Origin of the sequence: Ralstonia pickettii (genome assembly GCF_030582395.1) — a bacterium.
GTDB classification, from domain to species: Bacteria; Pseudomonadota; Gammaproteobacteria; order Burkholderiales; family Burkholderiaceae; genus Ralstonia; species Ralstonia pickettii_D.
The window spans coordinates 2329164-2351016 of record NZ_CP104381.1; the positions used below are offsets into that span (position 1 = coordinate 2329164).

Below are 21853 nucleotides of genomic sequence, written 5' to 3' on the forward strand. Positions count from 1 at the left end.
GGCCGGGGTCATCCCGGCCTTTGTCATTTCACGGCAAGCAAGGCGCTTTGCCGGTAGTGTCGCTGGGCCTCTTCCATCCGCTCCGTCTGCTCGAACATCTGCGCCAGTGCCAGATGCGCATGGGCGCGCAGGTTGCCTGAATGGTCTGCATCGGCATACTTCAACGCCGATTCCAGGCTCGACTGCGCCTTGCCCCAGAGCTGCTCCTTGAAGCACAGCATGCCGAGCGTGTAGAACAGATCGGCATCCACCGGATGCTGGCCGAGCCATTTCTCGGCTTGCTGGATCAGCGGCAACGCCTTGCCGGGCACTGCACAATCCGCATAGCGGCGGATCAGGCGACCATCCCAATGCGCCTTCAGGCCGTCTTCGACGATGCGTTTCGCATCATCGGTGCGACCCAGCTGCGCAAAGTACAGCGCCGCCTGCGAAGCGATGCGCGGTGAGCGGCGCTCCTCCGGAGTGAGTTCGCGCCAGAAGCTGTTGAGGGCATCGGCATCGTGCCGGCGCTCGGCCAGCAGCGTTTCACAGGCCATCTGCTTGAGGCGCGCGGCCAGCACCGAATGGATGGCGTTACGCTTTTCCAGCGCGCGCGTGAGGCGCAGCACCTCGCCCCAGTTCTTCAGATGCTGATGCGCGCGCAACGCAATGCGCTGCGCCTGAATTTGCCGCGAGCCCTGTGATTGCAATTGCGCGATTTTTTCCAGCGCACCTTCCGCATCGCGCGCATCGACCAGCAGTTCCGCCATCGACACCAGCTTCGCCTGCTCACGATCAGGCGAGGCGACTTCGGCCATCCAAGCGTCGCGGCGCTCGGTTTCCTGCATGCGGTGTGCGGCGCGTGCCCCGATCAGTGCGGCCGTTTCGCGCTGCGGCTCCCAGGCCTGGGCTTCGCGCGCCTGGCGTTCCGCATGGCCGAAGCGGCCGGCAAACAGGCTTTCCATCGCTTCGCGCAGCGCCGCCGAAGCCTTCAGAATGCGGTTGCGCTCGCGATACGCCGCGGCACGCGCTGGCATCCCGGCCACATGGTGGAAAAGGCGCATCACAAGATGCAGCACCACGAAGGTCGCCAGCAGCGCAGCCAGCACGAAGTTCAGCGACATCTCCACCCGGTAAGGCGGATAGAACAGCACGACGTTGCTCAGATTGAGTTCCGTAAACAGCGCCAACCCGACGGCGGCGGCAAACAGGAGCGCGACCCAGAATACCCAGCGCATGCTCACTCCTTGCCCGAACCGCGCACGGCGGCAAGGCTGTCGGCCAGCGTCGGCACTTGCAGCGTGCCAACCATCGCGCGCACTTGCGAGAGCTGATTCTGCACCGTGGTCACGCGCGAAGATTGCGTATCGAAGTAGCGTGCGAGCAGCGTGTCGGCGCGACCGAGATCGGCACGGAACACGGCGTCATTGCGCGAGAGCAACGCCAGGCGCGCATTCATCAGGCGCAGCTTGAGGTTTTCGCGCAGGAACCACGCTTGATCGGACGACAACAGCAGCGCCTCCGTCTGATCAACGCGGCGAACCTGCACAATCTGGCCGAGCTCGCCGCGCACGTCGTTCCACAAGCGGCCCCACCAGGCACGCACGCCTGCCGACCACCCGGCGCTTGCCGGCGTCGATGCGACCGGAGCCGATGCAGCCTGCGCCTTGGCATTCTTGGGTGATTTCGCAGCACCATGCGGCGCCTGCGCCGCCTGCTCCCCCTCCAGCGGCTGCGCCGACGAAAGGAGCGGCAGCGTATCGACCGCGTTGATGGCGTCATCCAACCGCAGCGCAGCGCCGGCCAGATCAAAGGACGGCATCGATTTGAGCTTGGCCATATCGCGCGATACCGCCCTGCGCACGGCATTGAACTGCGGTTTGTCGAGCGTGGCCAGGCGAGCGTCGACCGTTTGCAGTGCGGCTAAAGCTCCAGCAACGTTGCCCGTCAGTTGCAGCTGTTCGGCGGTGACTTCCAAAGAACGCTGGATCTCGGCGCGCTGCCAGTCATCGCGGTTGCGCAGAAGGTCTTGGTTGGCCTGCTCGAGGGCGGCCTGGCGATCGCGCGTTTCCGCAGTGCGGGCATCCAGTGCGCCGAACTTCTGCTGCAGTTGGGAAACCGAATCCTGATCCGCACGCGACAGCACGCGCATCTCCTGCGCCAGAGCCTCGTTGGTTTGGGCGTGTTGGCGGATCTCGCGCGCGAGGCGCTCATTGCGCACCTGCAGCGCGGCAACCGCCGCCACGACGGCCACCAGCACCACCCAAATCAACCAGCCGCCACGGGCTGGCGCATGGTTGACCGTCATGGTCGGTGCAAACGCCGCCGGCGATGCTGCTGGCGCAGGAGCCGGACTGGGCGTGGCCGCAGCCGGCGCGGATTCCGGTGCAGATGTCGAAGCCGGAGCGGACGAGGGAACGGGAGTCTGCGTCACAGTGGAAGAAGAAGTAGACAGGTTTGGTTCAGCCGGCACCGTTGGCGGGGCATGCTCGGGCGACGCAACAGGACCGGCCCAGGCCAGCACGCTGGCAAGCAGGCGGTCGTCACCGGCGCCGGTTAGCGTCACGTCGCGAAAGCCCAGCGATTCGGCCTGCTCGACGATACGGGCATGCGAAGCAAAGCAGGGCGCGCCATGCAGCGTATCCAGATCCGCAGGAGACAAATTGGCGCGGGCCAGTTCATCGAGATTGCGGACCGCTTCTGAACTGGTGAGCGTCCAGGCGTGGCGGGCCGACAGCACGGCTCGCAACGCGAGCCACGCGGCGGCATCGGGTACCGGCACGCTGCGCCGATAGGCTTCCACCGTGCGGACCGATGCACCGGCTTCGCGCAGTTGGTCAGCCAGCCATTCACGGCCACCGTTGCCGCGCACGATCAACACTTCACGGCCACTGAGCGAAGGCACGTCCAACCGCGCGTACAACGCCTCTGAATCCTGGCGTGCATCGTCGGCATGCGTGTCGGGCTTGATCACGCGGTGCGCGGGCGGTGCGACGCCGTGCGTGGCAAGCGCCTGTGCGCTCGCGGGGCCCACCACCGCCACCGGCACATCCTGCGGCCAGCGGAACCCCTCGGGCATGGCGGCAAATGCCTGCTGCACGGCGTTAGGACTCACGAACACGACGAGCGCATAGCGCGAAGGATCAGCCAGCGCGGCACGCAAGTCGTCGAGATTGGGCGTCGGCGCAATGTCGAGCAGCGGAAACTGGTGCGTGCGCAGGCCGTGGCGCTCAAGCGCCGCCACCAGCATGGGCGCCTGTGCACGCGGCCGCGTGACAACGACCACGGGCGGGGGTGCCGGTTGAACAGGCGGCGAGCTGGATGCGGGCGACGATGGTGACAAGCGCGGTGGCAAGTGGTCGTCCATGGCGGGCCGTGCGGTTAGGTAGCGGGTGGCGCGTCGGCGCCCAGCATGGCGAGGATGTCGCGTGCGCCGCCTGCCAGCATCTGCTGCGCGACGCGCACACCCAGTGCGTCGGCATCGGCCAGCGTGGACGGCTTGTCCTCGCCATCGGCAGCAAGTTTGCGGCTGCCATTCTGCGAAGCGACAAAGGCTCGCAGGCGCAGCGTGCCGGCGTCCGACCACTGCGCGAACGCGGCCAGCGGCACCTGGCATGAACCGCCCAGAATGCGGGAAACGGCGCGCTCGGCGGTTACAGCCAGCGCTGTCGGCGCATCGTGCAGCGGCGCGAGGCACGCGCGCACGTCTTCACGATCCGCGCGAATTTCTATGCCGAGCGCGCCTTGCCCTGCTGCCGGTAGCGATTCTTCTGGCGCGATGATCGAGCGGATGCGATCAGCCAGCCCAAGGCGCTTGAGCCCGGCGGCGGCCAGGATGATGGCGGCGTAGTCCCCACGGTCGAGCTTGCCGAGACGCGTATCGAGGTTGCCGCGCAGCGGCTGGATGACCAGATGCGGAAACCGCGCCCGCAGCGAGGCCTCGCGGCGCAGGCTGGACGTACCGACGACGGCGCCGGCCGGCAGCGAGGCCAGATCGGCGTAATCGTTGGAAACAAAGGCATCGCGCGGGTCTTCGCGTTCGAGAATGGTGGATAGCGCAAAGCCTTCCGGCAATTGCATCGGCACATCCTTGAGCGAATGCACGGCCAGATCGGCACGCCCTTCGGCCAGCGCGACTTCCAATTCCTTCACGAACAAACCTTTTCCCCCCACCTTGGCGAGGGAGCGGTCGAGAATCTGGTCGCCGCGCGTGGTCATTCCAAGGATGGACACGTCGCACGCGGGATAGTATTTTTGCAATGCAGCACGCACGTGTTCGGCTTGCCAGAGGGCGAGCCGGCTTTCGCGCGAGGCGATGACCAGCTTGGTCGGCGCCTGGGCTGCAGGAGTCGTTGCAAGCTGGGATTCGACGGGAGTCGGGCGGGCGTTGGAAGACATGCGGCAATGTTAGCACGCAGCTTTTTCGCGACAGTCCGGCTATCACGTTGAAGTGATACAGAAACGAGGGCCCTTCAGGCACCTTCGAGCACCCAACCTAGGAGACACCATGACGCAGCCCGCCGCGCGCCGCGCTTCCTCGCGCGCGACCACCGCCCGCAAGGCTTCCGCCGCCCCCCCCAAGACCAGCGAGACCCCCAAGGCCATCAAATCTGCCAAGCCCGCCGCGAAACCCGGGGCCAAGGCCAATGGCGCGGACGGAGCCAATGGCGCATCACTCGGCCCCACTTCCCGGCGCTCGTCGGGCAGCGCCGCGGCCAAGGATCAGCCGCTGAAGGAAGACATCCGCTTCCTCGGGCGCCTGCTGGGCGACGTGCTGCGTGACCAAGAAGGCGGCACCGTCTTCGAAACGGTCGAGACCATCCGCCAGACCGCTGTGCGCTTCCGCCGCGACGGCGACCGCCAGGCCGAGCAGGATCTCGACCGGCTGCTGAAAAAGCTCTCGCGTGACCAAACCACATCGGTGGTGCGCGCCTTCAGCTACTTCTCGCATCTGGCGAACATCGCTGAAGATCAGCATCACAATCGCCGCCGCCGCGTGCATGCGCTGGCCGGATCGCCGCCGCAGCCGGGCAGCCTGATGCGCGCGCTCCTCTCTGCCGCAGATGAGGGCCTGTCGGGCGATGTGCTGCGTCGATTCTTCGAATCCGCGCTGATCGTGCCGGTGCTGACCGCGCACCCGACCGAGGTGCAGCGCAAGAGCACGCTCGATGCGCAACGCGAAATCGCGCGCTTGCTGGCCGAACGCGACGCACCGCTGACCACCCGCGAACGCGAGCGCAACACCGCGTTGCTGCGCGCCCACGTCACCAAGCTGTGGCAAACGCGCATGCTGCGCACCACGCGCCTGATGGTGGCCGACGAGATCGAGAACGCGCTGTCGTACTACCAGACCACCTTCCTGCGCGAAATCCCGGCGCTGTACCGTGAGCTGGAAGAAGACATCGCGACGGTATTCCCGCGTCGTGGCGCACGTGGCGAGCCGGCCCCGCTGCCGCCCTTCTTCCAGATGGGCTCGTGGATCGGCGGCGACCGCGACGGCAATCCTTTTGTCACGGCGACGACGTTGCGCGACGCCGCACAAAAGCAGGCGAGCGTGATCCTGGCGTGGTACCTGGAAGAGATCCACGCGCTCGGTGCGGAGCTGTCGATGTCGACTTCGCTGGTGGATGTGAGCGCGGAACTGCAGGCGCTGGCCGAGCGCTCGCCAGACCACTCCGAACATCGCGCGGACGAACCATACCGCCGTGCGCTGATCGGCGTCTATGCTCGACTGGCCGCCACCTGCCGTGAGCTGACCGGTGAAGACGCCGGCCGCCACGCCGTCGGGCCCGCTCCGGCTTACAGCAACGCAGAAGAACTGCGCGCCGACATCCAGATCGTGATCGATTCATTGGCGGCGCACCACGGCGAAGTGCTGGCCGATGCGCGACTGGCATCGCTGGCGCGCGCGATCGATGTGTTCGGCTTCCACCTGTCGTCGATCGACCTGCGGCAAGTGTCGGACGTGCACGAAGCGACCGTCGCCGAGCTGCTGAAAGTGGCCGGTGTAGAAGGCGCCTATGCGGCGCTGTCCGAGGCCGACAAGCGCACGCTGCTGTTGCGCGAGCTGCAACAGCCGCGCGTGCTGACGCTGCCGTTCCATGCCTACAGCCAGCAGACCACGTCGGAGATCGACATCTTCCGCGCTGCCCGTGAGGTGCGCGCCCGCTACGGCAATCGCATCGTGCGCAACTACATCATTTCGCACACCGAGACGCTGTCCGACTTGCTCGAAGTGATGTTGCTGCAGAAGGAAGCCGGCATGTTCCGCACGGGCGCCAATGGCAGCGGCAGTGCCGCGCTGGACGTCATGGTGATCCCACTGTTCGAAACCATCGAAGACTTGCGCAACGCCCCGGAAATCATGGGCGACCTGCTCGCTCTGCCCGGCTTCGATGCCGTACTGGCCGCGCAAGGCAACGAGCAGGAAGTCATGCTCGGCTATTCGGATTCCAACAAGGACGGCGGCTTCCTCACTTCTAACTGGGAGCTCTACAAGGCCGAACTGGCGCTGGTGGAGCTGTTCCAGCGCAAGGGCGTGCGTCTGCGCCTGTTCCACGGCCGCGGCGGCACGGTCGGGCGTGGCGGCGGTCCGACCTACCAGGCCATCCTGTCGCAGCCGCCGGGCACGGTGAACGGGCAGATCCGCCTGACCGAGCAGGGCGAAATCATCTCCAGCAAGTTCGCCAATCCAGAGATTGGCCGGCGCAACCTGGAGACCATCGTCGCGGCCACGCTGGAAGCCACGCTGCTGCCGACGCGCAACCGCCCGAAGGGTCTTGAAGAGTTCGAAGCAGCCATGCAGGCGCTGTCGGACAACGCCTTTGCCGCGTACCGCAACCTCGTCTACGAAACGCCCGGCTTCAAGGACTATTTCTTCGCCACCACGCCGATCACCGAAATTGCCGACCTGAACCTGGGTTCGCGCCCGGCCTCGCGCAAGCTGATGGATAAGAAACACCGCCGCATCGAAGACCTGCGTGCCATTCCGTGGGGCTTCTCATGGGGCCAGTGCCGTCTGCTGCTGCCGGGCTGGTTCGGCTTTGGCAGCGCGGTGCAGCGCTGGCTCGACGATGCGGGCAACGCCAAAGCCCGTGCTGCGCGCCTGACCACGCTCAAGCGCATGCACAAGCAGTGGCCGTTCTTTGCGAACCTGCTGTCGAACATGGACATGGTGCTGTCCAAGGCCGACCTGAACGTGGCGTCGCGCTACGCCCAGTTGTGCGACGACCGCAAGCTGCGCAACGCGGTGTTCTCGCGCATCTCTGCGGAGTTCACGTTGACCGAGCAGATGCTGGCCGCCATCACGGGACAGTCGGAGCGCCTGGCCGACAACCCGCTGCTGGCGCGCTCCATCAAGAACCGCTTCCCGTACCTCGACCCGCTGAACCATTTGCAGGTCGAACTGCTCAAGCGCTTCCGCTCGGGCAAGGCCGGCAGCGACGATGCACGCGTGCGGCGCGGCATTCATCTGTCGATCAACGGGATTGCCGCGGGCCTTCGCAACAGCGGCTGATCAGGCAGCCAGCGCGGTGGCGGCCGGGCGTCGGCTGATCCACGCCATCGCCATCGCGCCGGCGTACGACAGCGTCATCAGGCCAAACACCATCGGCGAGGCGTGCGCCAGCGCGGGCACCACCGTCACGACGGCGCCCGCCGCTGCCACGCCCAGCAAACTGCCCGTCTGCCGCGCGGCGTTGAGCAAGCCCGACGCCGTGCCGGCCAGCTCGCCCGGCGCCGCAGACAGGATCGTCGAGGTCATCGGCGCAATCGCCAGCGCGGTACCGCCGCCGTACGCCACCATCGCTGCACTCACCACCCAGAGGTGCACCTGCCCTGTCAGCGCGGCCGACGTGGCCAGCAAACCCGATGCGCCGATCACGAGGCCGCTGAGCATCATCGTCGGCGTAGAAAAATGCGCCATCAACTTGCCCGCGAAGATATTGCCCGCCGACAGGCTGATCGCCATCGGCAACATGACGAGGCCCGTCTGGCGTGCGCTGAGATGTTCGACGTTCTGCAAATGCAGGCTCAGCACGAACAGGGCACCGTAATAGCCGAAATTCAGTAGGAACCCCACGCCGTTGACCGCGCCCAGCGTGCGATGCCCCAGCCATGCCAGCGGCACGAGCGGCGCCCGCGCACGGCGTTCGGCCATGACGAACAGCGCACCGGCCGCCACCGTCAGCATCGCGGCACCCCACACCCACGGCGATTGCGCGCCGCGCACCGGCCACTCAATCGCAGCGAAACATAGCGCTGCGAGCATCACCGCGCTCGTCACCTGCCCCGCCCAGTCGAACGGCTTCGCCCGTGCCGGCGGGTCGTTGCGCACGATCATCCACGTGCCCAGCATGCCGACCACGCCCAGCGGCACGTTGATCAGGAAAGCGCTGCGCCAGCCGTATGTGTCGACCAGCACGCCGCCCACCGCCGGGCCCACGGCTGCGGCAGTCGCGACAATGGCGCCCCACAGGCCGATGGCCCATGCGCGCTCGCGCGGATCTTGAAATGTGCTGCGGATCAGCGACAGCGAACTCGGCAGGAACATCGCCGCGCCCACGCCCTGCAGGATGCGCGCGGCAATCAGCGTGGCCACGGAAGGCGCCACTCCACAACCGGCCGACGCAACAATGAAGACCGCCATTCCCGCCATGAACACGGTGCGCGCGCCAATGCGATCGCTCAGCAAACCGCCCGTGAGGATGAAAGCGGCAAACGCCAGCGTGTAAGCGTCAACAATCCAGGCAAGTTCTGCGACGCTGCTGTGCAGGCTGTCGCGCATGGCGATGAGCGCCACGTTGACCACGGTGGTGTCGAGCACCGCCATGAACACGCCCGACGTGAGAATGCCCAGCGTAGCGTTGCGGCGCCAACGGCTGAGATCGGGCTGCAAGCGAGCCGGGGCAGCGGTATCAATGGTGTTGGCGTGACACGAAGACATGGCGGAACCGTTTGGCAATTTCATGCAGCGAAGTGTAGGCTCGGGAATGCATGCAAAAAAGCAGTGTTTCTGCATTCCGTCGCTGCAAATCTGCATCACTCATCTACGATTATTCGGAGCCAGACGTGAACTGGGACAACGGACGCTTTTTCCTGGCCGTGGCGCGCACCGGCACGCTGCGCGGTGCGGCGCAGCGTCTGGGCGTCGATCAGGCCACGGTGGGCCGCCGCATCGCGGCGCTGGAAGACGAGCTGTCAGCCAAGCTCTTCTTGCGGACGTCGAGCGCGCTGGTGCTCACCCCGGCAGGAGAAGCGCTGATCGGCCCGGCAGAAGCGATGGAGCAGGCAGCGCACACCATTGAGCGCCGCGTTGCCGGCATCGACGACCAACTTGCCGGCACGATCCGCGTGGCCACGACCGACACCATGGCCGCCACGTTTGTGCTGCCGGCCATCGCGCAGCTGCGGCAGCGGCATCCGGGCATCGACGTCGTTTGCATGGCGTCCAAGAGCATTGCCAACCTCACCAAGCGCGAGGCCGACGTGGCCGTGCGCACGCTGCGGCCCGATTCGCCGGACCTCATTGCGCGGCGCATCGGCCAAATGGAAACCGGTATCTATGCGAGCCGCAGCTACGTGGCCGCACGTGGCGAGCCGGAGGAAGGGACGGCCTTTGCGGGGCACGATCTCGTGCTCTATCCGCGCAACGAGGTGCCGTGGATGTGGGAAGACCTCTGCGGGGAGCCCATCACGCGCGGACGCGTCGTCTTGCAAAGCAATTCGGCGCTGGCGCTGTGCGAAGCGGTGGCCGCCGGCATTGGGATGACGGAACTGGTGTGCAGGCGTGCGCAGGCTTATCCGCAACTTGTGCGTGTGTTGCCCAACCGCCGTAGCATGCAGGACGTCTGGCTCGTGACGCACGCCGATCTGCACAAGACCGCACGCGTACGTGCCTTGCTCGATTGCATCGTCGAAGCGTTCGACGCGGCAAAAAAAACCGCCACACCGTAACGAGCGGCCGGTGTGGCGGCCCAACAAACCGCTTAGCTGATGAACGCCACCGGCACCGGGTCTTCACCCAGCGCCGAGAGCAGCACCGCCCAATGCATCGTCTCGTCGCCCAGGATGCTGGCGGCGGCCTTGGCGAGGTCGCGCGTGTAGAAACTCGGTATCACCCCTAGGTAGGCTGAAGCAGCGCCCTTCTCCAGGCCCGCGGCAAAACGCAGCACGTCGGCCTGCGACTTCAACTGGCTGACCGGAAAGTTGTATTCCGCCACCGTCTTCTCCATGACCGGCGTGCCGCCCAGCTTGGAGATTGCGCCCGACAGCACTGCCGCATGCGCCTTGTGTTGGCCCTGGAACTTCACCGCCGTTGCGAGCACGGGCTTTTGCAACAGGCCGCTTTCCGCGCCCACCTGATAGGCGGCGATGGCCTGATACTCAAGCCCCAGCGCCACGTTCAGGATGTTGACGTCGTCTTTCACGCTGCCCGATTGCGTCTGCGCCCAGGCCGGCATCGATTGCCCCAGCGACACCGCCGCCATCGAACCCAGCGCCATCAGCCCCGGGGCGCGCAGCAGCACGCGGCGGCGCGCGTCGATGCGCGTGCTGTCGGTCGCCAATTGATCCGTCTCTTGGGTCGTATCCATCGTCGATCTCCTTGCATTGTGGGAAGGAAGCGCGACCCGTGCGGTACGAAGTGCGAATCGCGGGCGTTTATCGAGCGCCTGATCGCTTGTACGAAGGGCGTACCCAACTGGATGCAAAAAAACCTCAGCGCCTTTCACGTGAATTCACCCACGAGCACGGTTTCTACCTACACTTTGGGCAAAACCGTTCACAGAAAACTGCCCACGTGCTCACCTATCAGCGCTCCGCCGAAGACCCCGCCGAGCAACCTGCCAACCCGCCAGCAACGTCCGCGTCGGCGCGCCCCCCGAGCGCTGACGCGGAAGAGCTGGCGGCATTGCTGCAACGCACCAGCCTGGGCGACCGCGACGCCCTGCGCGCGCTATACACGCGCTGCGCACCGAAACTGTTTGGGCTCGCGCTGCGTATCTTGGTCAGGAAGGACTGGGCCGAGGACGTCTTGCAAGAAAGTTTCGTCAACATCTGGCGCCATGCCGGCGATTACCGTCCGCATCTGGCCGCCCCCATGACGTGGATGACCACCATCGTGCGCAACCGTGCACTCGATTGCCTGCGCCGGCAGCATGCCGAGCGCGTACAGGAATCCGTGCCGCTGGACGACACCTACGCCGATGTCCTGGCCGACCACGCTCCTGGCCCTGCGGACATCGCGCTCGCCGGTCAGCAAGCCCGCGCGCTGGCCGAATGCCTCAAGCGCCTGGACCCGAAACAGCGCCAGGTCGTGTCGCTCGCCTATCTGCGTGACCTGTCGCACAGCGAGCTGGCGCAGGCGCTCTCTCTGCCGCTGGGCACGGTCAAATCTTGGATGCGACGCGGCCTCGACCGCCTGCGCGAATGCCTTGGAGCACCGTAATGGACCCGCGCCGCCACCCCCAACTTGTCGACAAGCTGGCCGCTGAATACGCGGTCGGAACGCTGCGCGCCGGGGCACGCCGCCGTTTCGAGCAGATCATTCGCCACGATGCCGCCACACGCGCGACGGTGGAACGCTGGCAGCGCTATCTGGCCGACCTGCCCTCGCTTCAACCGGCGACGGTGCCGCGGCCGGACATTCTCCGCCGCATCGAAGTGCAACTCGGCTGGCGCGAGTCCGCGCCGGAGCGGGGGGCGCTCTGGCAACGGCTTTGGCAAGGCGCGGGCTTCTGGCGCAGCGCCACGGCGGTCGCGGCGGTGGTCGCGGCGGTGGCGATCGGGCTGAACCTGCGTTTGGCGCAGCAATTGCGCGAGGCGCCTGTCGCCAACGCCGTGGCCGTGCTGCAGGACGCGCAGGCCCAGGCGGCCGTCCTCGTCACCTGGGATGCGCGCACGGGCACCTTGTCGCTCAAGCGGCTGGATGCCACGCCGCTCAATACCGAACAGGCCTTGCAGCTCTGGGCGCTGCCGCCCGGTGGGCATCCACAGTCACTTGGCGTGATCGGGCACCAGCGCGCCGTGCGGCTGACGGTAGCGCAGCCGTTGCGGCAGGTGCCGGCGCTTGCCATCAGCGTAGAGCCGCGTGGCGGCTCGCCCAATCCGGAGGGGCCGACCGGGCCGGTGGTCTTCAAGGGCGCGCTGATCGACAGCACGCTGTAGGCACCCTGGCGCGGGGGCCGGAAGGCCTGTCGGGCGATATAATCGCGGTTTCCTGAATTTGCGGCTGGCGCTTCGTCGGCCGCGCTCCTCCAGCTGTCCGCCCATGACCTCCCAACTCGCCAAGAAGGCCGAAGCGTGGTCCGCCCGCTTTAACGAGCCGGTGTCCGATCTCGTCAAGCGCTATACCGCGTCGGTGTTCTTCGACAAGCGCCTCGCACTGTTCGACATCCAGGGCTCGCTGGCGCACGCCGCCATGCTCGCCAAGCAGGGCATCATCGCCGAAGCCGACCGCGCTGCCATCGAAAAAGGCATGGCACAGATCCGCCAGGAGATCGAAGCCGGCACGTTCGAGTGGAAGCTGGATCTGGAAGACGTGCACCTGAACATCGAAGCGCGCCTGACCGCCATGGCGGGCGACGCCGGCAAGCGCCTGCACACGGGCCGCTCGCGCAACGACCAGGTCGCAACCGACATCCGCCTGTGGCTGCGCAGCGAGATCGACAACATCGTCGGTCTGCTCAAGGCCCTGCGCAGCGCGCTGCTGGACTTGGCGGAGCAACACACCAACACCATCGTCCCGGGCTTCACGCACCTGCAGGTCGCGCAACCGGTGGTGTTCGGCCACCACCTGCTGGCCTACGTCGAGATGTTCACGCGCGACACCGAGCGCATGCTCGATGCCCGCAAGCGCGTCAACCGCCTGCCGCTGGGCGCCGCCGCGCTGGCTGGCACGAGCTACCCGATCGACCGCGAGTTCGTTGCACAGCAACTCGGCTTTGACGGCGTGTGCCGCAACTCGCTGGACGCCGTGTCCGACCGCGACTTCGCCATCGAATTCTGCGCCGCTGCGGCACTCGTCATGACGCACATCTCGCGCTTCTCTGAAGAGCTGGTGCTGTGGATGAGCCCGCGCGTCGGCTTTATCGACATTGCTGACCGCTTCTGCACCGGCAGCTCGATCATGCCGCAGAAGAAGAACCCTGACGTGCCGGAACTGGCGCGCGGCAAGACCGGCCGCGTCAACGGCCACCTGATCGGCCTGCTCACGCTGATGAAGGGCCAGCCGTTGGCCTACAACAAGGACAACCAGGAAGACAAGGAACCGCTGTTCGACACCGTGGATACGGTAGTCGACACGCTGCGCATCTTTGCCGACATGGTGCCGGGCATCACCGTCAAGGCCGACGCGATGCGTGCCGCCGCGCTGCAGGGCTATGCGACCGCCACCGATCTGGCCGACTACCTGGTCAAGCGCGGCCTGCCCTTCCGCGATGCACATGAAGCCGTGGCCCACGCCGTGCGCGCGTGCGACGACCTGCGCTGCGACCTGGCGGATCTGTCCGTCGCGCAGCTGCGTGACATCTGCGGCCTGGGCGACAAGTCCGACCTGATCGGCGACGATGTGCACGCTGTGCTGACGCTTGAAGGCTCGGTCGCTTCGCGTAACCACATCGGAGGGACGGCGCCGGAGCAGGTGAAGCAGGCCATTGCGTTTGCTCGGGCGGCGCTGGCTGAGTAATCGGCCGCACCAACAGACAAAACGCCGTGCTGTGTTGACCAGCGCGGCGTTTTTCGTTTGTGACGCACACGGGCGCTTTGGAGCGCGGGCGGCGTCGGGCGAATTGCCGATATTTGCGAAGGACGGCTATCCTGCAAGCCAACGCGCACAAGAGGGCCATCCTTGAACGACCAGACAACTCTTGTCGCCCAACTGGCCGAGTCCCTTGCCGGGGACGCTACTGCCGAGAGGGCGGAAAAAGAAAAGCGGTACCTGAAGAGCGACCTCCGATTCATCGGTGCTTCCGTGCCGGCTGTGCGACGTGTGGCCCGCACTTTTGTTGCCGCCCACCCTGCCCTTACTGTGGACGACCTCAAGGGGCTGGTCGACGCGCTCTGGAATACGCACACCCATGAGCTGCGATCGGTGGGCATCGCGGTGCTCGAACTTCGGAGCGAGCTGCTGCGCCAATCGGACCTCGGATGGCTGAAAAGCCTGGTCAATCGCAGTACCACTTGGGCCCATGTCGACTGGCTCGCGATCAAAGTGGTTGGCGCGCTGGCCACCCGGGTGCCGGCGGTGGAGTCCGACCTGGACGAGTGGTCCGCACATACGAATTTCTGGGTGCGACGCAGCGCGCTGTTAGCCTCTCATGATCCGCTGGCAGCCGGCCAAGGTGACTTCGAGCATTTCGAACGGCGGGCCGTTCCGATGCTGCAGGAGCAGGAGTTCTTCATCCGAAAGGCCATCGGATGGATACTGCGCTCGACCTGCAAAAAGACGCCATTGCGAACGATCGGCTTCGTGGAGCGGCAAGCTGGCGAGATGTCCGCTTTGACTTTCAGAGAAGCCACCCGAGCGCTGGAACCATCGCAGCAACAGCGGCTGCAACGCCTTCGGGCGAACCGATAGCCCACATTTTTCGCCTTGCAGCGGCCGATAAGACTTCATCCAGCCGAACGCATCGCGGAAGCGCCAAACAAAAAAAACCGCGCGATACTCTCGCGCGGCTTGTTCCTTGGTACGACTGAACCTCAGCGCACGCAGTCGACAAAGTACTCCATCCTGCCATCGACCTCTTCCTCGACCAGCCCGTGGATGTCGGTCTCGAAGCCCGGGAACAGCTTGTTGAACTCGCGTGCGAACTGCAGGTACTGCACGATCGTCTTGTTGAAGCGCTCGCCCGGAATCAGCAGCGGAATGCCCGGCGGATACGGCGTCAGCAGGATGCCGGTGATGCGGCCTTCCAGATCGTCGATCGCGACGCGCTCGGTCTCGCGGTGCGCCATCTTGGCCCAGGCGTCCGACGGGATCATCGCCGGCTCCATGTCCGACAAATACATCTCGGTCGTCACGCGGGCCACGTCGTTGGCCTGATACACGCTGTGGATGCTGTCGCACAGTTCACGCAGGCCGATGCGCTCGTATTGCGGGTACTGGCGCACGAATTCAGGCAATACGCGCCACAGCGGCTGGTTGTTGTCGTAATCGTCCTTGAACTGCTGCAGCTCCGTCACGAGCGAATTCCAGCGGCCCTTGGTGATGCCGATGGTGAACATGATGAAGAACGAGTACAGACCGGTCTTCTCGACGATGATGCCGTGCTCGGCCAGGTACCGCGTGACGATGGCGGCCGGGATGCCGGAATCGCTGAACTTGCCGTCCACATCCAGGCCCGGGGTGATGATCGTGGCCTTGATCGGATCGAGCAGGTTGAAGTCTTCGGCCAGGTTGCCGAAGCCATGCCAGCGCTCGTTGGCCTTCAGCATCCACGCTTCGCGTTCTTCGATGCCTTCGTCCGACAGGTCGTTGGGGCCCCAGACCTTGAACCACCAGTCGTCGCCGCGGCCGTTGCCGCCATTCGTGCCCAGGTATTCGTGCTCGACCTTGCGCATGGCGCGGCGGAAGTCCAGCGCTTCGGCAATGCTCTCTTCCACCAGCGCGGTGCCGCCCGGCGCTTCCATCATCGCCGCGGCGACGTCGCAGGAGGCAATGATCGAGTACTGCGGACTCGTCGACGTGTGCATCAGATACGCCTCGTTGAAGCGATACGTATCGAGCTTGCGCGTCTCGGAATCCTGCACGAGGATCTGCGAGGCCTGCGACAGACCCGCCAGCAGCTTGTGCGTGCTCTGCGTGGCGTAGACCAGCGCGTCCTTGCTGCGCGGACGGCCGTGGCCGATCGCGTGCATGTTCTCGTAGAACGGGTGGAACGACGCGTGCGGCAGCCAGGCTTCGTCAAAGTGCAGCGTGTCGATTTCGGTCGACAGCATGTTCTTGATCATCTCGGCGTTGTACAGCACGCCGTCGTACGTACCCTGGGTGATGGTCAGAATGCGCGGCTTCTTGTTCTTGGCTTTGCTGGCAAATGGATGGTCGGCGATCTTCTTGGCGATCGTTTCCGGCTCGAACTCGCTCTTCGGGATCGGGCCGATGATGCCGAAGTGGTTGCGCGTCGGCATCAGGAACACGGGAATCGCGCCCGTCATCATGATCGCGTGCAGATTCGACTTGTGGCAGTTGCGGTCGACGACCACGATGTCGCCGGGCGCCACGTTGGCGTGCCACACCATCTTGTTCGACGTCGACGTGCCGTTGGTCACGAAGAACATGTGGTCCGAACCGAAGATGCGCGCAGCGTTGCGCTCAGAAGCGGCCACCGGGCCCGTATGGTCCAGCAATTGGCCGAGTTCTTCCACCGCGTTACAGACGTCGGCGCGCAGCATGTTCTCGCCGAAGAACTGGTGGAACACCTGTCCCACCGGGCTCTTCAGGAACGCCACGCCGCCCGAATGCCCCGGGCAATGCCACGAATACGAGCTGTCCTGCGCGTAGTCGATCAGCGCCTTGAAGAACGGCGGCGGCAGCGAATCCAGGTAATTGCGCGCTTCACGGATGATGTGTCGGGCCACGAACTCGGGCGTGTCCTCGAACATGTGGATGAATCCGTGCAGCTCGCGCAGCACGTCGTTCGGCAGGTGCCGCGAGGTGCGCGTTTCGCCGTACAGGAAAATGGGGATGTCGGCGTTGCGGCGGCGCACTTCGGCTACGAAGGCGCGCAGGTTTTCGACCGCCTCCGGTTCCGGCTTCTCGTTGTCGGGATTGATGAACTCGTCGTCATCGATCGAGACGATGAAGGTGGACGCGCGGCTCGACTGCTGCGCAAACGAGGTCAGGTCACCATAGCTGGTGAGGCCGATGACCTCCATCCCTTCGGTTTCGATGGCCTCGGCCAGCGCGCGAATGCCCGACCCGGAGATGTTCTCGGAGCGGAAGTCCTCGTCAATGATGATGACGGGAAAACGGAATTTCATCGTGGTTCCTTATGGATGAAGCTAAAGGCACCGCTCCGGATACGCCTGAACGCGCGGAAACGGACTGCAAACACTAGGTCTTGGGCAACGTCACACCGTGCTGGCCCTGATACTTGCCGCCACGGTCCTTGTACGAGGTTTCGCATTCCTCGTCGCTCTCGAAGAACAGCACCTGCGCGCAGCCTTCGCCGGCGTAGATCTTGGCAGGCAGCGGCGTGGTGTTGGAGAACTCCAGCGTCACGTAGCCTTCCCACTCGGGCTCGAACGGCGTGACGTTGACGATGATCCCGCAGCGCGCATACGTGCTCTTGCCCAGACACACGGTCAGCACGGTGCGCGGGATGCGGAAGTACTCCATCGTGCGGGCCAGCGCGAACGAGTTCGGCGGAATGATGCACACATCGCCCTTGAAGTCGACAAACGACTTCTCGTCGAAGTTCTTCGGATCGACGATGGTGCTGTTGATGTTGGTGAAGATCTTGAATTCGTCGGCGCAGCGGATGTCGTAGCCGTAGCTCGACGTGCCGTAGGACACGATGCGGCGCCCTTCGGATTCGCGCACCTGGCCGGGCTCGAACGGCTCGATCATGCCGTGCTGCTCGGCCATGCGGCGGATCCACTTGTCGGATTTGATGCTCATGGAGCGTCCAGATACCTTGGATGAACAAATGGGGGCAGCCTTCGCGATGCGAAAACTGTCCCCATTTGGTCACGCCAGCGGCCGGGCCCGCGGCTGGGGCCGGTTTGGAACGCGGATTGTACTCCCAAACCTGTGACGGAAAACCCCGTCTCGGCCGACGGCTTGCGCCGGCCTTATCGAACCCCCAGGGCAGATCAGCCCCCGGATTCCGCCGCCTGGGGCAGTTCTCCGCGCGGCCCGACAGAGCCGGCCATCTCCGGCTCCGCCATAAACCGGTCGCGTCCCGTGTAGAGCAGAAAGTGGCGCCCGGTGCACCGCGCAAACAGCGTCAGATTGACCCGCTGCGCCATCTGGTGGCCCATCTGCGTAACACCCGAGCGCGACAGCAGGAACGGAATGCCCATCTGCGCGCCCTTGATGACCATCTCGGAGGTAAGACGGCCCGTGGTGTAGAAGATCTTGTCGCCGCCGTCCATGCCCTCCAGCCACATGCGGCCGGCGATGGCATCCACGGCATTGTGGCGGCCCACGTCTTCGATGAAATGCAGCAGTTGGCCGTGCGCGTCGAACAACGCGCAGCCATGCACCGATCCCGCTTGCTTGTAGATCGACTGCTGCAGGCGGATGGTGTCGACCACACGGTACAGCGTGGTCTGCGTCATGCGGGCGTCAGGCGGTAGATGGATGGCGTCGATCTCGTCCATCAGCGAGCCGAACACGGTGCCCTGCCCGCAGCCGGTGGTCACGGTGCGGCGGGCGGTCTTCTCGTCCAGGTCGGCAATGCCGGCGCGCGTGGTGACGGCTGCGGATTCGGTTTCCCAGTCGACCTGGATGGAGGCGATGTCTTCGATGCTGCCGACCAGGCGCTGGTTACGCAGATAGCCCAGCACTAGCGCTTCGGGGGCGCCGCCCAGCGTCATCAGCGTCACCAGTTCGCGCTTGTCGAGGTAGACGGTGAGGGGGCGCTCACCGGGGATATAGACATGGCGAGCGCGGCCCAGCTCGTCGAACACTTCAACCTCGTCGAGCAGTGGAACGGAAGCATTGGTCAGTTCTGGGCGCAGCGGCATCTATGTCTTCGTTCAAATAAAAATGCGCACGGCAAGCGTGCGCATGGTGCGGCTGGTACCTGCTCCAGGGCAGGTACCTCGTGCAGGCGATCAGTTCGCCACGATCACGCCGCAGGCGACGCGCCCGCCGGAATTGCCGGTCGGTTGGGTCATGTAGTCGTCTTTGCCTGCGTGGACGATCAACGCGTGGCCGACCAGGCTGGTGGGGCCGGGCGACAGCGTCACACCGGAAAGAACGATCGAACCGACGGCCTTGCCGTTGGCATCGGATTGCAGCATCGGAATGTCGCCAGCATGATGCGCACCTTGACGCGGATCACCGTGCTGCTGGCCGGTCGGGTTGAAGTGGCCGCCGGCACTATTGCCATCCGGCGACGAGCAATCGCCCTTTTCATGCACATGGAAGCCGAACATGCCGTTGGCCGGCAGGCCGGAAATGTCTACGGCCATGGCAACCCGATTGTCGCCTTGCTGTGCAAGCTTCACGCTGCCTTGCACGGTGCTGCCGCTCTTGGGCGCCAGCACGGCCGAGGCCGTCATGGCGCCGTCACCGGCATTCGCCGCCTTGGCGGTCGAAGCTGAGTTCGATGCGCAGCCGGCCATCAGGCCGATCGCGGCGACTGCAATCACGAGTTGCTTCATGTGTCACCTCCAGTCAGGGTTCACTCGGGGAGCGGACGATTGTACTGCCGGATGATGAACAAGCAACATTGGCAAGAACGACTCATCCTTTGGCCGCCGGCCCCGGCGCTTGCGGGGCCGGCGCCACAAACGGCCCCGGGTCCACGCACGCTGCGCCCGGCTGCGTATGTGCAGCCTTACCGCCGGCCTGGTAGAACGCCGCCACCTTGTCCTGGGCCTTGCACGTCTGGAACGCGGCCACCTTGTCGCCCCAGGCTGCCTTGGCTTTCGCCACGTCTGCCTGGGCTTTCTGTTCTTCCGTCGGCGCCGGCAGCTTGGCGCCGGCGTGTCCGGTTGTCAGGCTCAGCATGGCGGCAGCAAATGCCATACCTGCGGCGCGAGTCAGCGCGGGTGCATGCATGGTGAGGTTCCTTGGATCGGTGGCAGTCGATGGCGTCATGATTTGGCCGGCTGCTCGGTGGGCGACGGCGGCACAGGCGGTTGGGAGCGTTGCGCGGGAATCTTGCCGGCCTTGACGTCGTCGTACCAGAGCTCGTGGTGCTCCTTGGCCCAGGCCTCGTCGACATAGCCGTCGCGCATGGCCCGGTATGCGCCTTCCATGCCGATGGTGCCCATGTAGATGTGGCCCAGCGACATGCACATCATGCCCACCGCCGCGATCGCGTGAATGACTTCGGCCAGCTGCATCGTGCTGCGGTAGTAATCCACACCGGGGACGATGCGATCGAGCGTCCAGCCCGAGGCAGACAGGATCAGCCCGAAGACGACCAGGCCGCCCCAGAACCAGAGTTTCTCGCCGGCGTTGAAGCGGTGCGACGGCACTTCGCCGCCGTGTTCGCCGGCAAACATGCCGCCCAGGCTCAACAGCCATTTCAAGTCGCCCTGGCGCGGCAGGTTATCTCGCACCCACATCACGAAGGCCACGATGATGCTGACCGTGAAAAGCGGCCCCACCAGGTTGTGCAGGTTCTTGAGCAGGTAGGTCAGCCAGCCGAACAACTGGTGACCGAGGATCGGCAGCAGAAAATGCTTGCCCCACAGCATGACGATGCCCGACACACCCAGCGTGACGAACGAGATGGCCATTGTCCAGTGCACGTAGCGCTCGGTGGGGGTAAAGCGCTCGATCTTGCGGCCGGTCGGCGCTTCCTTCAGGGGGATCATGCCGCGCCAAAGGAAGAAACCGAGGATCACCGACGGAACGAGCACCATCAGCCAACCGCCCCACACGGTGATCACGCCATTGCGGAACAGCCGCCACTTCTGTCCCGTACGCTGGATCAGCACGCCGGCCTCCAACCCGGGAATGCTTGCGTAGTGCGCCTGATCGGAATTCACTTCGCGCCAGACCGGCGCGTTGTTGCCGGGTTGCGCGGTGCGGCGACCAGCCTGATCGTGCGCCTCTTTGGCAAGATCGCGCTTCTGCAGATCAAACACATTCTCCGAGACGATGTTGGAGAACGGCTGGGCCGGTTGTACGGCCGGATTGACCGGGGCGGTGTTGGCAGCGGGCGCACTGGCCGGCTGCTGCGCGCTCGCCAACGCTGATGCGCTGCCCAGCACCACGGCCATCACAAGATGTTTCCAGGAAGTGCCCATGGACGAACCTCCGCTTGCGCGCGTCATGGCGTCTTGTTGTACTCGTTCTGGTATTGGCCGCGTGCTCGGATCTGGTTCTGCCAGCTCGTGCGGTCGCCGGGGGTCCAGTTCTTGGCCATGAACGGATCACCTTCCGCACCCTTGTAGGCTGGCGCATCGTCCTTGCGATGCGAAGCGAACGCGGTTTGCGGGCGCTCGCCGCAGGCACCGAGCAACAGCAAAGCACCAAGGGCGATCACCAGGCTGGTCGATCGTGCGGGGGCGATCATGATTGCGCTCCCGGCGCCGAAGCCGGTGCGGCAGGTGCGGCAGGGGTTGCCGGCGCCGCCTGAGCGCCCTTGCCCTGCGCGCCGCCGTAGGCCGTGCCCCATCCGAACAACTCCGCTCCCTTCCCGCGTTTCATGACACGGTTGCGCAGGATGTCGGAAATCACATCGCCATCGCCGCCGAGCAGCGCCTTCGTCGAGCACATCTCCGCGCACAGCGGAAGCTTCCCTTCGGCCAGGCGGTTGCGACCGTACTTCTCGAATTCTTCCTCGCTACCGTTCTTCTCGGGGCCGCCTGCGCAGAACGTGCATTTGTCCATCTTGCCGCGCACGCCAAACGTCCCTTGGCTCGGAAACTGGGGCGCACCGAACGGGCATGCATACGAGCAGTAGCCGCAGCCGATGCAAACGTCCTTGTCGTGCAGCACCACGCCATCTTCGGTGCGGTAAAAACAATCAACAGGGCAGACCGCCATGCACGGCGCATCGGAGCAATGCATGCACGCCACGGAGATGGACTTCTCCGCGCCGATCATGCCGTCGTTGATGGTGACCACGCGGCGCCGGTTCACGCCCCAGGGCACTTCGTGTTCGTTCTTGCAGGCCGTGGCGCAGGCGTTGCATTCGATGCAGCGCTCGCTGTCACAGATGAATTTCATGCGTGCCATGTTGATCTCCCC

The 21853-nt window shown here is 65.1% G+C and carries 19 protein-coding genes; 6 read left to right on the forward strand and 13 right to left on the reverse strand.

Going from position 1 to position 21853, the window contains the following annotated elements; all coding sequences use genetic code 11:
• Positions 1-23: 23 nt before the first annotated feature.
• The 3 genes from N5B55_RS11300 to hemC are packed head-to-tail and all read right to left on the reverse strand — an operon-like array spanning position 24 to position 4377.
• Entirely contained in the window at positions 24-1217 is a 1194-nt protein-coding gene (locus N5B55_RS11300; protein WP_012762542.1) for a heme biosynthesis protein HemY, read from the reverse strand.
• A gap of 2 nt (positions 1218-1219) precedes the next feature.
• Positions 1220-3346, reverse strand: a complete 2127-nt coding sequence (hemDX, locus tag N5B55_RS11305) for a fused uroporphyrinogen-III synthase HemD/membrane protein HemX (protein ID WP_304538221.1) — start codon at positions 3344-3346, stop codon at positions 1220-1222.
• Between the two features lie 14 nt (positions 3347-3360).
• On the reverse strand, positions 3361-4377 hold the full coding sequence (gene hemC / locus N5B55_RS11310) for a hydroxymethylbilane synthase (protein WP_304538222.1): 1017 nt from the start codon (positions 4375-4377) through the stop codon (positions 3361-3363).
• Positions 4378-4486: 109 nt separating this feature from the next.
• Between hemC and ppc the strand changes: the two genes are divergently transcribed.
• Positions 4487-7495, forward strand: coding sequence for a phosphoenolpyruvate carboxylase (ppc, locus tag N5B55_RS11315; RefSeq protein ID WP_304538223.1), 3009 nt, complete (start codon positions 4487-4489; stop codon positions 7493-7495).
• Here ppc and N5B55_RS11320 read toward each other — a convergent pair whose 3' ends face one another.
• Positions 7496-8923 carry an MFS transporter gene (locus N5B55_RS11320; RefSeq protein WP_304538224.1) on the reverse strand — a complete coding sequence of 476 codons (1428 nt, stop codon included), beginning with the start codon at positions 8921-8923 and terminating at the stop codon, positions 7496-7498.
• Positions 8924-9048: 125 nt separating this feature from the next.
• Here N5B55_RS11320 and N5B55_RS11325 point away from each other — a divergent pair, with 125 nt between their 5' ends.
• Entirely contained in the window at positions 9049-9933 is an 885-nt protein-coding gene (locus N5B55_RS11325; RefSeq protein ID WP_304538225.1) for a LysR family transcriptional regulator, read from the forward strand.
• A 32-nt stretch (positions 9934-9965) separates the two neighbouring features.
• Here N5B55_RS11325 and N5B55_RS11330 read toward each other — a convergent pair whose 3' ends face one another.
• Positions 9966-10571 (reverse strand): ferritin-like domain-containing protein, encoded by a 606-nt coding sequence (locus N5B55_RS11330; RefSeq protein ID WP_065859904.1) that lies wholly within the window; start codon positions 10569-10571, stop codon positions 9966-9968.
• Between the two features lie 206 nt (positions 10572-10777).
• Between N5B55_RS11330 and N5B55_RS11335 the strand changes: the two genes are divergently transcribed.
• From N5B55_RS11335 to N5B55_RS11350, 4 genes are all read left to right on the forward strand, one after another.
• A complete protein-coding gene (locus tag N5B55_RS11335; protein ID WP_065859905.1) occupies positions 10778-11425 on the forward strand; it encodes an RNA polymerase sigma factor in 648 nt (215 codons plus the stop codon).
• The gene (locus tag N5B55_RS11340) at positions 11425-12144 is read left to right on the forward strand and encodes an anti-sigma factor (protein ID WP_065859906.1); all 720 of its coding nucleotides are present in this window, start codon (positions 11425-11427) and stop codon (positions 12142-12144) included. Before N5B55_RS11335 ends, N5B55_RS11340 begins: the two co-directional genes overlap by 1 nt.
• 103 nt (positions 12145-12247) lie before the next feature.
• On the forward strand, positions 12248-13663 hold the full coding sequence (argH, locus tag N5B55_RS11345; protein ID WP_154206667.1) for an argininosuccinate lyase: 1416 nt from the start codon (positions 12248-12250) through the stop codon (positions 13661-13663).
• A 162-nt stretch (positions 13664-13825) separates the two neighbouring features.
• Complete coding sequence (locus N5B55_RS11350) at positions 13826-14554, forward strand: DNA alkylation repair protein (RefSeq protein ID WP_304538226.1); 729 nt, start codon at positions 13826-13828, stop codon at positions 14552-14554.
• A gap of 122 nt (positions 14555-14676) precedes the next feature.
• On the opposite strand, the gene N5B55_RS11355 is transcribed toward N5B55_RS11350, so the two are convergent.
• The 8 genes from N5B55_RS11355 to fdh3B all read right to left on the reverse strand — a co-directional run bounded on the left by N5B55_RS11355 (position 14677) and on the right by fdh3B (position 21841).
• Positions 14677-16956: an arginine/lysine/ornithine decarboxylase gene (locus tag N5B55_RS11355; protein WP_065859909.1), complete on the reverse strand. Its 2280-nt coding sequence runs from the start codon at positions 16954-16956 to the stop codon at positions 14677-14679.
• A 73-nt stretch (positions 16957-17029) separates the two neighbouring features.
• Positions 17030-17596 carry a dCTP deaminase gene (gene dcd, locus N5B55_RS11360; RefSeq protein ID WP_012762552.1) on the reverse strand — a complete coding sequence of 189 codons (567 nt, stop codon included), beginning with the start codon at positions 17594-17596 and terminating at the stop codon, positions 17030-17032.
• 194 nt (positions 17597-17790) lie between these two features.
• The gene (locus N5B55_RS11365; protein ID WP_304538227.1) at positions 17791-18666 is read right to left on the reverse strand and encodes a formate dehydrogenase accessory sulfurtransferase FdhD; all 876 of its coding nucleotides are present in this window, start codon (positions 18664-18666) and stop codon (positions 17791-17793) included.
• Positions 18667-18756: 90 nt separating this feature from the next.
• Positions 18757-19308: a superoxide dismutase family protein gene (locus tag N5B55_RS11370; RefSeq protein ID WP_037028249.1), complete on the reverse strand. Its 552-nt coding sequence runs from the start codon at positions 19306-19308 to the stop codon at positions 18757-18759.
• 82 nt (positions 19309-19390) lie between these two features.
• Complete coding sequence (locus tag N5B55_RS11375; protein WP_304539786.1) at positions 19391-19708, reverse strand: hypothetical protein; 318 nt, start codon at positions 19706-19708, stop codon at positions 19391-19393.
• A 35-nt stretch (positions 19709-19743) separates the two neighbouring features.
• Positions 19744-20907, reverse strand: coding sequence for a formate dehydrogenase subunit gamma (locus tag N5B55_RS11380; RefSeq protein ID WP_304538228.1), 1164 nt, complete (start codon positions 20905-20907; stop codon positions 19744-19746).
• A gap of 23 nt (positions 20908-20930) precedes the next feature.
• A complete protein-coding gene (locus tag N5B55_RS11385) occupies positions 20931-21176 on the reverse strand; it encodes a hypothetical protein (protein ID WP_178960518.1) in 246 nt (81 codons plus the stop codon).
• Positions 21173-21841 carry a formate dehydrogenase FDH3 subunit beta gene (fdh3B, locus tag N5B55_RS11390; protein WP_065859913.1) on the reverse strand — a complete coding sequence of 223 codons (669 nt, stop codon included), beginning with the start codon at positions 21839-21841 and terminating at the stop codon, positions 21173-21175. The genes N5B55_RS11385 and fdh3B overlap by 4 nt, the downstream gene beginning before the upstream one ends.
• Positions 21842-21853: the final 12 nt, after the last annotated feature.